Consider the following 11,562-nt stretch of genomic DNA (forward strand, 5'->3'; position numbering starts at 1 on the left):
ACCCAAATGATTGATTTCACTACTATCGAATATTTAAAAACCGGAAATCCAAAACAAATCCGTGCTTACGAAGTCTTAACCCAAAATAAGATTTTGTCTCAGCTTGCTGAATTTGACCCGGTTTTAGTCGGTACGATTCCGATAAACATTGCTATCGAAAACAGTGACCTCGATATCATTTGTTATTGGAAGGACAAAACCCATTTTATCGAAAAGCTAACCGCGGTTTTTGGAAATGAGCCTGATTTTACGATTCGGGAAACCAACATTAATAGCCAGGAATCGGTTATAGCAAACTTCAAAAAAGCAGCTTTTGAAATTGAAATCTTCGGACAAAATATTCCGGTCAAAAATCAGAACGGATACCGCCATATGATCATCGAATACAAAATTTTACAATTAAAAGGTGAAAAATTCCGACTTGAAATTATCCAACTCAAGTAAAAGGGCTACAAAACCGAACCCGCTTTTGGCATTTTGCTGGGGCTAAAAGACGATCCTTATGCGGAATTACTGGAATATAAATTTTAAAAAGTGTCGTTTATAATTAACCTCTAGCAGAATCCACACTATAAACCACTACATACTAACAACTTACTATTTTTAATGCGCTAAATAAAAAAAATCAGTAATTCCTTTGCAAAACTGTATTTACTGCGTATCTTTGCACCCGAAACATCGCGGGATAGAGCAGTAGGCAGCTCGTCGGGCTCATAACCCGAAGGTCACAGGTTCGAGTCCTGTTCCCGCTACTAAGACAAAAAGCTTCAGAGAAATCTGAAGCTTTTTTTTGTTTTAAACGAAAACGTAAAAAGTCGAGAGACTTTTATCAGATTTAATTTTCATTAGAAAATAAAAAAATACGCAAAGTCAGAGACATTTGCGTAGCTTTTCATAAGCAACACTTCGGAGAGCAGGGCTTTTTTCGTTTTGGAATACTTTGAAGTACTTTGCGTTCACAAGCGGGACGCTCGCCAGCAGGTACTATGTATTTTGTGCTTTGCTTATTTTTAGTTTCGTAATTCCGATTATTTCAGTTAGTTTTTTCAAACCGTTTCTAGAAATAATTCTAAATGCTATTTCAGTTAATATAAATCTAAAAACAACAACAGACATTAATGTCGGAATAATAAGTGAAATTGAAACTTCTGTTTCATGTATAAAAAATGATACTATAAATCCAACGATTGGAAATAAAAATACGATTGATAACATTACACGGAAAGCTTTATTGATTCTAATTTCTACAGATCCTTTTTTTGATTCTAATTTTCCGCTTAAAACACAAAATGCTCCACGTCCAGATTCTGATGAGATTATTTTAAATCCGTTTTCACTTACTTGTCCAATAAACGCTTTTTTAGTCCATTCTGAAGTAAGAGAATCTGTAATCATTGTATTTTTTTCCAATTCTGATAGTGCTTTCGAACTATCATTTAATAATTCTATTTCGTAATATTGTATCGGAAATATATTCATTTGCGTCGTTCTTTTAGTTATCACCTACAACGTTCTGCTACTAAATCGGGTTTTAGACTAAATTTAGCCCAATTCTCGGATTTGCCAAATCTTCCAAATACAAGAGCAACTTTCCATTAAGCCTATTGCCCACATCCGTTTTAGTAGCTGTTGTGTGACGCAGATTTATGTTCTTTTAATAAGTACTTTTACTCTTTCAAAAACAAATTCAGCTTTTTTGTCTATTACAATCATATCGAAATCATTACTACCTTCAATAAAATCTTCTTCTTTTTTAGTTTCTGAATAGACTTTTTGGAAATATTTGTCCCGCTTTTTTAACCATTCCAACTGTTCCGCTTTTAAACTGGATTGTTTTTCAATGCTAAGTTTTAGTTTTAATTTCTTATAAGCAACATTAAGTAAACTGTCCGCTTGTTTATAATATTCAACGTAACAATCTTTCATATTATCTCCTTTGTCTAAGCAATTTTGATAAGATGTTTCAATTTTTTCAATTGTTTTTAGCGTTTGTGAATTACAATTAAAGGAAAGTATAATAAATATTATAATTATTGGCTTTTGTATCATAAATCATTTTTGATTTTTGGATGATGCGATTTAAAGAAGCCGCATCTTAAAATCTTTTTCGTAATCAGGGAATCTACTTAATATTTCATCTTTAGAGATTTCTCCACTAAAATATTTTCGAGCTAAACTGGCTGCGTATTTTCTTTCAGATATTTGTTGGTTGTCGCTCATTTTTAATGTTGCCTATTCTCACTTGTGTAGCTGTTTGCAGCTTACTAAGACGAGTATTTTCGGCTAAAATACGAATTAAAACAGCAATTCCACTAAATTTAAAAATCGTTACAGACGTATGTTGGCAATAGCCTTTTTTTATCTTTTTAGAAATTCAGTTTCACTTCTTGATTTTAACCTTTTTGTCAAAGCGAATATTATTATTCCTAATAGTATCAAATATCCGACAATTATTTTAAGGCTCCCAAAATTCGCAATTGCTAAAACAATTCCCGTAATTCCAGGGTTTCCATGGCCAATAAGTTCATATTCCGCACCACTTTCAATCTGAATTGCTAAGTATAGTGACCAACTAAAAATTCCTGAAACCGAAAATAAAGCAAAAACCTGAGCTTTTGCATAATTTAGAGCAGTCGGAATTTCAACGCTATATTTTAAATTCTGAATATCGTTTTTCAGAAACTCAAAAACCTCTTTTTTTATAATTTCACTTTCTATATATAATTCTTCCTCCGAATCTCTGCTAAAAAATATTTTGATGCAATTTTTTCCGCTTTGATTTTCTATTAACTTAATGTAAGAATATGGAATACTGAATAAATCTTTTAAATAACTAAAATCACTTGTTTCTGAATTTATGCGATTTAAATCATTTTCCTTTGGATTCCCTTTATAGATTACTTTGTCTTGAATCAAAATTACTTTATTGGTTTTAGATTCTTTTAATTTCCAAATTTTATGCATTGATATTTTTTCTTTTTTTCTGTTCTGAAAGTGTATTACTACCAACGTTCTTGAGCTACAGCGACTATGGGACTAAATTAAGCCTATTGTCCAAATCTGTTGTCTTAACTGTTATGGGTTGTTGCTTGAAAATATTTATCTTTTTTTAGATTCCAATTTTCTGATTTTAGCATTTAACATTTTTAATTCTTGCTCTTGCTTTTCATTTTTTTTATTTTGTTCAATTATGTAAAGGGTCATTTCTTCCATTTTTTGTAATAATTTCATTTGAAACTCTTTCATATTGAGTCCATTTTCAATCATTTCTTTTTCAGACGCTATTTCTGGAAGATGTTGTTTCGCTGTTACAAATTTTTCAAGTTCCTTTAAACTCATTAATTTATAATCTTTTTTAAACACAAAATCTGGAACACAAGTTCCTAATAAATCTACTTTTATTTCTTTTGCCCTAATGGTTCCGCAGACATCAAGTTTATAAGCTGGATTAATCGTGCCAATTCCTACGAAACCATTTGAACTAATCCTAAATCCTTCATTTCCATTTACCATAAATTTAAGAGTCCGAAAGTTATTTCCAAAATAGCTATTATGCTCAAGTAAAATTGAAGCGGATTCCCCATTATAATCATAAAATTTATATCCACTTGTGTATTTTTCAGTTGTTGAAGTTCGACGGTCTTGAACTGCAAAATTACCTCCCATTTCTCCAATTGTAAGTTTTTCTACTGGTGAAATAATTCCAACTCCAGCATAACCAGTTCCAATTCCTACGTTTGATGTAGTCCAAACAGGATTTATACCATTCCATTGTGCATTCATTGTCAAACTTGAACTAATTATAATCAAGCTTATTAAAATTTGTTTTTTCATTTTCATTTATTCTATTATTTGTTTAATATTCAGATCTTTCTTTTTAGGTTCAATAATCCATAACTTGTGCATATGTCTGACGATATGAAAGTTATCTATCCTAAATTGGGGCGCTATTTCTGGTAAATTTCAGTGCTTATTTGTTTTCAAAAATAGGATATTTATTTCATAAACCATCAAACAGACTTTTTACTTGTTGAATACTTTTAGTACATAAATAAGTATAAATTTCAGTAGTTTTACAAGTCTATGGCCTACTGATTCTTATTTATAACTTTAATTAGTTCCGGTTTATGATCATAAAAACAAGAACGAAACAAAAATACCTTGATTCAACTGGGGTTTAAATTCTTTGTCTATTAACTTTATTTCACCCGAAAAGGAATTCATGCCGGAGCGGAGCAAAATCGGATATACCATCTGAAAAAACGGACATTTAAAGGATTTTTTTTTATCTTTGAAACTCAGAATTTTTAAGCCGAATGGCTTTATCTTTGAGCCTTTAGAAAATTGATACGCATTATGGAACAGAAAATACATCAGGGAAGAAACGTAAAACGTTTTAGAGAAATGCTTGGCATCAAACAGGAAGCATTGGCTTTTGATCTGGGAAATGACTGGAATCAAAAGAAAATTTCTATGCTGGAGCAAAAAGATATAATTGAAGATGATATTCTTAATCAAATCTCGGAGGCATTAAAAATTCCTGTAGAAGCGTTTCAGAATTTTGATGAGGAGCAAGCAATAAATATCATTTCGAATACTTTTGGAGATAATGCTTGTGTTGGAAATCCTAAATCTACATTCAACTTCAATCCTATCGAAGAGTTGAAAAAACTTCACGAAGAAAAAATTGATTTATTTGAGCGCATGCTGAAAGAAAAAGATGAAATGATGGCAAGGCTTGAAAAATTGATTAATAAATAATCACAATTATACGATATATTAATTCCACAAAGAGACTTCCCAAGTCTCTTTTTTGCTTTGGAACTACAGCGGGTTTGCTACTAAATTAAACTCAGTATTCGGATTTGGCAAATCATCTCAAATACAAAATCAACTTTCCATTGAGCGTATTGCCTAAATCCATTGTAGTAGCTGTTATATGCTGTTTCTTTTTAATTTAAATCTTGTTTTTTTTCAAAAATTGTAAGTGAGTATTTATTGTCGTCAAAGATTATTTTGTTTCCATCAATTTTTCCTTTGCTTATATTTCTGATATAGTAATTAGTTGAACCACCTGTTGACGGATAAAATTGTTCGAGTTCAATAACATTCTCTTTTATTTTATATTTCCCACCATAGTAAATAGAATTTTTATTTCTATGAATATTTTTTTCCAAATTAGTTACTATAGATTTTTTAAAAAATCCATCACTGTGAAATTTTAAAACTTGAGGGTTTTCTTTTTCTCCATCATTATAATATCGTCCTTCAAAAATTTGAACATAGTATGTGGACGTGTCTATTTTTTTTAAGTCCGTTTCAGTCGGGATATCTAAAAAAGTGTATTTGACTTTTTCATTCAGAACAGGTTCTCCATATTCGTTTTTTGGTATTCTGATGTATCCACAGCTAATTAATGAGAAAAGACAAATTATAAATAAAACTTTTTTTGAAAACATCTGATTAACTTTTTAGCAGGTTTTTGATTAAAATGACATACAACATTCTGGTACTACAGTGGATTTGGGAAATAATCCCAAATAAAAGACCAACTTTCTATTAAGACAAATACACAAATCCATTGTATTAACTGCTGTTAGATTGGCTGTTATTAAGATTTCTCTTTTGTAGTTTCCAATTTTATTAATTTATTTTCGTCGAATTCAAAACTTTGGTTATTCCCATTTGTTCTTTTGACATTTACAATTATGTTCTTAGGAATTCTGTGATTTTTTATTAAATGCTTTTTATATAAATAAGCAATATTTTTAGAATTCAATGCTAGATTTATTGAGCTTTCTTTTAAAGAATCACTGTTAGTAATGTCAATTATGTAATCTTTTTTTTCATTACGAGGTCCAACTTTCTTAGGTCTTGTATCTATTTTCTCAGGATAATATATTTTTCCAATTTCTTGTATAAATCTATCATCCAAATCCTCGCCATTATCAACGACATCTTTTTTTCCTTGACAAGAAAATGTAGCGATCAGTAGTACATATAATATAGTTTTTTTCATAGTTTCTTTTTAAGTGCTCTCTAACAAATGCCTGCCAACTTATTTGTATGTGTAACAAAACCGCACAGAACTAACCGAATTAGGGTAGATATATGTGATAAGTATTGTAATTTTTTCATTATAAATCATTAAGACGCGCATGCAATAATACTTGTAATAATCTTAAAAAAAACTGGTTATCTATTTGAATCCTTCCCGTTACTAAGACAAAAAAATCCAGAGAAATTTGAAGTTTGTGTTTAAAATTATCTTAATAATTTTAAACACATTTTATTAAAACACTTTTTCAAACAATTGTAAATTTAATGCCTTTTATAATCAAACTGATATCTCCCGTTATAAAAATTTTATCACTACATTTTTAACTATGGGAAACTGAAAAATAAAATCAACTTTCCCACAGCAATAAAATGACATAAAAAATACAATCACCGTGCTCTAGCGGTATTTGCAAAAATTTAACTCTTAAACCTTTACGTAGCTTTTACAGCCTTTACGGTCAGTTGAATGCGGTACTTTAAAATCAAAAACAAAACTTTATTACCGTTTTAATACGCTTTACCACTGCTCATCTTCCTTTATACCTGAAAATAAAACAAAACTTCGACTTACGAACAAGTATTTAAAAATCAGTATTTTAACCTAAAAAAAAGGGTGTTTTTCCCCTTTTTTGATACCTGTTCGTTTGTATAACTTCGACAATTCAATTAGCACTCGTTTTAGTACCAGTTGAAAGTACACCGGAAGCCCCACTTCTTTATTTTAAAATCTAAGCCCCAGAGGGCATCCCTTCAGCAAATTCAAATTATGCTGTCATAAACGGGATGTGTTTTTTAAAAACAAAAATACCTGCTTGATTAACAATACTATAAAATGTATTAAAACCTGTCATAAGATGATTTTTGAAGTTATTCAGATAATTACGGAACAAGTAAACAACTATCTCGACGAAATCGGATTGGATAAAACCGTTGTGGCCGAAAATATTGCTTTACTGGAGTCTCAAAACGAAATTGTATCTACCAATTTAGAAGATAAAGTAGCGTTGACTTTAATCAATCTGGATGAAGAAAGTACTTTAAAGAACTTTCCGAATCATGCCGTTGAAAACTCCAAAACCATTTATAAAAACAGCGTCATTAATCTAAATCTGTATTTGCTTTTTAGTGCCAACAGAAATAAATACATCAACTCGCTTAATGATATTTCAAAAATCATAGCCTTTTTTCAGGGCAAAAAACTTTTTACGCAAGCCAACACTATTTACAACCGAAATAATGTGGCCATGACCAATATTGACAACTTTCGATTCACGGTCGAGCTTTATACGCCCACTTTTGAAGAGCTGAACTATATCTGGGGAACGTTAGGCGGCAAGCAATTTCCCTCGGCTTTATACAAAGTGAGCATGATACAAATTGAACGCAATATCCCTCAGGGCGAAGGACAACTAATCGGCAAAGTCAAAGGTATAACCAAAACAAAAGAGCAGTCATGAGTTTTAATCTTACATACGGATTGTTATTTGAAGTAACATTTTTGCACAATTATTTTCTGAACAGCGGTGAAGATACGTATGCCGGTATGTCTGCAGCGGATAAGGAAAAAATGATTCAAAAATTCAATTACGATTCCTTTGCTGCTATCACTCCAACCGTCGAAACTCAGACACGATTGCGAAATTACAAAATGGCGTTCAAACCAACCAAAACAGGATTCAGAGTCTACATTAAAGTGAAAGAAGCCGACGAAACCGATCCCTATATCAGTGTTCCTCCCGATTTGAAACTGGACTTTATCGTGTGTGTCAAGGATTATCAGTTTGAGCATTACACCGATTTGGAATTTGTACTGAATCAAATGTTTTTGTTCAGCAACGTCAAGCCTTCAACCGAACCCGGTACGTTTCAATACATTCCAAAAATAAATGATACTGTGCTGGTTTCAAATGATTATCTAGTATCTGAAGAAACAACAGCCCAATTCTTATCCGAACTGCATACGGCAGAAAGACAAGGCGTCTTCGGAATACTGTCACTGAGCATGAAAGCCGATATCGCTGCCAAAAACATTGTGACGAATGCAGGGAAAATGTTAAGTCCCAATTTTAAGATTCATTTTGACAACAGGAAAACACTCTGGAGATATATCAACAGGAAAACAGCCATCACAATTAAAACCAATACGGTAAAGCCACTGACCTATTCGGGTTTTGTTGAAATTGATCCGGATGCAGACTTTACTCCCTCTCAATTAGCAGACACTCAATATCCTAATCCATCGGTAAAATCAATAACAAAAGATAACGGTGATTATTATTCGGAAATATTTATTTAATAATTAAAACAATCAATTATGGCAACAACTTACAAAACACCTGGCGTATATATTGAGGAAATCGTAAAGTTCCCTCCTTCCGTTGCCCAGGTAGAAACAGCGATTCCCGCTTTTATTGGCTATACAGAAAAAGCTGTTAAAAAAATCGAGAACGATTTAGACAGGGTTCCAACCCGAATTACTTCTTTACTGGATTATGAAACGTATTTCGGGTTCGCATATCCTGAAGATTCTATAGCTGTAGAAATTACAGATGTAGTCACTGACAATGTTCTTACGGACAGACAAATTGTAGTGAACCAACCCAGTAATCCTAAGCCTTTTTTGATGTATTATGCGCTTCAAATGTATTTTGCAAATGGAGGCGGACCTTGTTATATTGTATCTGTTGACAGATATGAAGACGTGAATGGCAATCAAAATACAGTGTTATTTACAGATTTGGTAAATGGAAAAAGCTTGAAAAACGGTCTAGACTTACTAAAAGGAGAAGACGAACCTACACTAATCCTGTTTCCGGATGCAAAAGCATTAAGTGAAGCTGATTTTTATGCGCTGTATGGTGATGCTTTGACACAATGCCATGATATGCAGGATCGTTTTACAATCATAGACACTTATACTTCAGATGATATTGGAGACGACGCTGCTGCTTTGAGAAACCAAATCGTTCTGGATAAGGACTACCTGAAATATGGGGCCGCCTACTATCCGTACCTGGAAACTATATTGGATTACCGATACAACGAAGATGATATTTTAATTCATCATGTTACGAATGTTCCTGATGCAATAAGCACCGCATCAAATGATGTTGATAAGGCTTTAGTAACAATTCCAACAACGCTTTCCAATCTTGTTAGTATCAGTAATGCCGGCGGAACTCCCGCAGATGATACTATTGAAGGAAAAATAGCGAATGTACTTTTATTTATAGATTCTCCTAATCCGGCTGGTTTTAATGTCGCTGCCGGCCCTGCCAATTATGCGCTTAATTTAAAAAACGGATTTGCAGACAAGCTGACTCAATTATCTGCTGATTTAGGTTTACTAATTTCTGATAAAAAAACAATAGAAAACGCAGCCAATTCGGTGATAGCCTCTGTTAAAGATGACAATCCCGGTGCTGAAGCTCCTCTTGAGGCAGCCCTTTCAAAATTTGTGAATTTATTTGAAGGCGCCAATAAAATTGAAAGCGTAAAAACAGCCCTTGATGACCTGAGAGCAAAGGCACTTGCCGCAAAAACAACCGCTGCTTTGGGCACCGTTGTAGATAATGTAGTGCTTGAGATTGCCAAATTATTTAAATTTTCTGCCCCGGCTTCTATTGTTGATTTACCGGATGACACTCTGACTATTGGAACGGACGTCTTTAACAAACCATTGCCGGGTAAAACGCTGACTGCATTGGTGAATGATATCAAAACCGAAATTAATGCTATTAATTCTGAAGACACCAACAACGGTGCCATGAACGGTCGTTACCTGGGGGATATTGAGGGCTTAGACAACAAATCCTACAATGCCATAAAAGCAGAAATCGGAGCACTTCCTGTTACACTGCCTCCAAGCAGCGCCGTAGCCGGAATCTATGCCCGTGTGGACTCCAACAGAGGGGTCTGGAAAGCGCCAGCCAACGTGGGCATCAATTATGTGATCAAACCAACGCTAAAAATAACAAATGGCGATCAGGATAATTTAAATGTTGATACTGTAGCCGGTAAATCCATCAACGCCATCAGAAGCTTTACGGGTAAGGGAACCTTGATTTGGGGGTCAAGAACCCTGGCAGGTAATGACAACGAATGGCGTTATGTACCGGTGAGACGCTTCTTCAACATGGCCGAAGAATCCATCAAAAAAGCAACGGAACAATTTGTTTTTGAACCTAATGATGCGAATACCTGGATAAGAGTCAGAGCAATGATTGAGAATTTCTTAATCCTTCAGTGGAGAGCCGGAGCTTTGGCCGGAGCAAAACCGGAACAGGCTTTTTATGTAAGGGTCGGACTGGGTCAGACGATGTCGGCTTTGGATATCCTTGAAGGCCGAATGATTATTGAAATCGGAATGGCAGTGGTTCGTCCGGCAGAGTTCATCATCCTTCGTTTTTCACACAAAATGCAGGAATCTTAATTAATCTATCAACATAAAAAAATATAAATCATGAGTTATCCATTATCAAAGTTTCATTTCTCAGTAGACTGGGGCGGAACAAAAATAGGTTTTACAGAGGTCTCCGGACTGGATGTAGAAACGGAAGTTATCGAGTACCGTCAGGGTGCTAGTCCCGAGTACAGCAAAATCAAGATGCCGGGTATGCAGAAGTTCTCTAACATTACGATGAAAAGAGGCACTTTTAAAAGCGATAATGAATATTACGCCTGGTGGAATACGGTAAAACTAAACACCATCGAAAGAAGGGACATTACCATCAAATTACTCAATGAGGAACACGAACCGGTGATTACCTGGAAAGTAAAAAATGCATGGCCCACCAAAGTGCAGTCGACTGATCTAAAAGCCGACGGAAACGAAGTGGCTATCGAATCAATGGAATTGGTTCATGAAGGTTTATCGATCCAAAATGATTAATCATGGCTAACTATTATCCACCTGTCGGTTTTCACTTTTTAGTTGAATTTGAAGGTCTTGGCTCGCAGGCAAAAGACCATCAGTTTCAATCGGTTTCCGGTTTATCTGTTGATATTGAAACTGAAGAGATAGCCGAAGGTGGTGAAAACAGATTCAAGCATAAACTTCCGGTCAAGACCAAATATCCAAACCTGACTTTAAAAAGGGGAATGCTGATTGATTCTGCCGTTATAGACTGGTGTCGGGATGCGATTGAAAACTTCGCGTTCAAGCCGGTCAACCTGACCATCAAATTGCTCGATGAGGAACATCAGCCCCTGATTTCATGGAATGTAGTTCACGCATATCCCGTAAAATGGGCCGTTGAGGATTTTAGTGCGGAAGAAAGTAAGCTCGTTGTCGAAAACTTTGAGCTTACCTACAATTATTTCACTTTAATTAAAAGTTAGTCATGCCGATAGAAATAAAAGAGCTTCACATCAGGATAAACGTGGAGGAAGGATCAAAACAAAATCCTCCTTCAAAAGCATCAAAAAGCAAAGGCGAAGATCCGGTAGCCGAGTGTGTAGAACAGGTAATGAAAATTATAGAACGTAAAAAAGAACGATGAC

Annotated in this window: 13 protein-coding genes, 1 tRNA gene and 1 pseudogene; 9 read left to right on the forward strand and 6 right to left on the reverse strand. The window is 34.1% G+C overall.

Annotated elements, in window-relative coordinates; all coding sequences use genetic code 11:
* The first annotated feature begins 6 nt into the window (after window positions 1-6).
* Together GJU43_RS18995 and GJU43_RS19000 are read left to right on the forward strand one after the other, a co-directional pair.
* Window positions 7-531: pseudogene (locus GJU43_RS18995) on the forward strand (DUF4269 domain-containing protein).
* A 148-nt stretch (window positions 532-679) separates the two neighbouring features.
* Window positions 680-752 (forward strand) — tRNA-Met (locus GJU43_RS19000).
* A 232-nt stretch (window positions 753-984) separates the two neighbouring features.
* Here GJU43_RS19000 and GJU43_RS19005 read toward each other — a convergent pair.
* The 4 genes from GJU43_RS19005 to GJU43_RS19020 all read right to left on the reverse strand — a co-directional run bounded on the left by GJU43_RS19005 (window position 985) and on the right by GJU43_RS19020 (window position 3,834).
* Window positions 985-1,479, reverse strand: coding sequence for a hypothetical protein (locus GJU43_RS19005; RefSeq protein ID WP_154342938.1), 495 nt, complete (start codon window positions 1,477-1,479; stop codon window positions 985-987).
* 165 nt (window positions 1,480-1,644) lie between these two features.
* A complete protein-coding gene (locus GJU43_RS19010; protein WP_154342940.1) occupies window positions 1,645-2,049 on the reverse strand; it encodes a lysozyme inhibitor LprI family protein in 405 nt (134 codons plus the stop codon).
* 309 nt (window positions 2,050-2,358) lie between these two features.
* Window positions 2,359-2,964, reverse strand: a complete 606-nt coding sequence (locus GJU43_RS19015) for a hypothetical protein (protein WP_154342942.1) — start codon at window positions 2,962-2,964, stop codon at window positions 2,359-2,361.
* A 135-nt stretch (window positions 2,965-3,099) separates the two neighbouring features.
* Window positions 3,100-3,834, reverse strand: coding sequence for a hypothetical protein (locus GJU43_RS19020; protein WP_154342944.1), 735 nt, complete (start codon window positions 3,832-3,834; stop codon window positions 3,100-3,102).
* A 522-nt stretch (window positions 3,835-4,356) separates the two neighbouring features.
* Here GJU43_RS19020 and GJU43_RS19025 point away from each other — a divergent pair.
* Window positions 4,357-4,761, forward strand: a complete 405-nt coding sequence (locus GJU43_RS19025; protein ID WP_154342946.1) for a helix-turn-helix transcriptional regulator — start codon at window positions 4,357-4,359, stop codon at window positions 4,759-4,761.
* Between the two features lie 191 nt (window positions 4,762-4,952).
* Here the strand turns inward: GJU43_RS19025 and GJU43_RS19030 are convergent, their stop codons facing one another.
* Both GJU43_RS19030 and GJU43_RS19035 read right to left on the reverse strand, forming a co-directional pair.
* Window positions 4,953-5,459 carry a hypothetical protein gene (locus GJU43_RS19030; protein ID WP_154342948.1) on the reverse strand — a complete coding sequence of 169 codons (507 nt, stop codon included), beginning with the start codon at window positions 5,457-5,459 and terminating at the stop codon, window positions 4,953-4,955.
* Between the two features lie 152 nt (window positions 5,460-5,611).
* Window positions 5,612-6,019 (reverse strand): hypothetical protein, encoded by a 408-nt coding sequence (locus GJU43_RS19035; protein WP_154342950.1) that lies wholly within the window; start codon window positions 6,017-6,019, stop codon window positions 5,612-5,614.
* Window positions 6,020-6,914: 895 nt separating this feature from the next.
* Between GJU43_RS19035 and GJU43_RS19040 the strand changes: the two genes are divergently transcribed.
* The 6 genes from GJU43_RS19040 to GJU43_RS22855 are packed head-to-tail and all read left to right on the forward strand — an operon-like array spanning window position 6,915 to window position 11,561.
* Window positions 6,915-7,517 (forward strand): DUF4255 domain-containing protein, encoded by a 603-nt coding sequence (locus GJU43_RS19040; protein ID WP_154342952.1) that lies wholly within the window; start codon window positions 6,915-6,917, stop codon window positions 7,515-7,517.
* Window positions 7,514-8,356, forward strand: a complete 843-nt coding sequence (locus GJU43_RS19045) for a hypothetical protein (protein WP_154342954.1) — start codon at window positions 7,514-7,516, stop codon at window positions 8,354-8,356. The genes GJU43_RS19040 and GJU43_RS19045 overlap by 4 nt, the downstream gene beginning before the upstream one ends.
* A gap of 18 nt (window positions 8,357-8,374) precedes the next feature.
* Window positions 8,375-10,492, forward strand: coding sequence for a phage tail sheath C-terminal domain-containing protein (locus GJU43_RS19050; RefSeq protein WP_154342956.1), 2,118 nt, complete (start codon window positions 8,375-8,377; stop codon window positions 10,490-10,492).
* A 30-nt stretch (window positions 10,493-10,522) separates the two neighbouring features.
* Complete coding sequence (locus GJU43_RS19055) at window positions 10,523-10,951, forward strand: phage tail protein (protein ID WP_154342958.1); 429 nt, start codon at window positions 10,523-10,525, stop codon at window positions 10,949-10,951.
* Window positions 10,952-10,953: 2 nt separating this feature from the next.
* Window positions 10,954-11,400, forward strand: a complete 447-nt coding sequence (locus tag GJU43_RS19060) for a phage tail protein (RefSeq protein WP_154342960.1) — start codon at window positions 10,954-10,956, stop codon at window positions 11,398-11,400.
* 2 nt (window positions 11,401-11,402) lie between these two features.
* Window positions 11,403-11,561 (forward strand): DUF5908 family protein, encoded by a 159-nt coding sequence (locus GJU43_RS22855; protein WP_195760068.1) that lies wholly within the window; start codon window positions 11,403-11,405, stop codon window positions 11,559-11,561.
* Window position 11,562 lies beyond the last annotated feature (1 nt).

The organism is Flavobacterium sp. LC2016-23 (genome assembly GCF_009674775.1).
In the GTDB taxonomy this organism is placed as follows: Bacteria; Bacteroidota; Bacteroidia; order Flavobacteriales; family Flavobacteriaceae; genus Flavobacterium.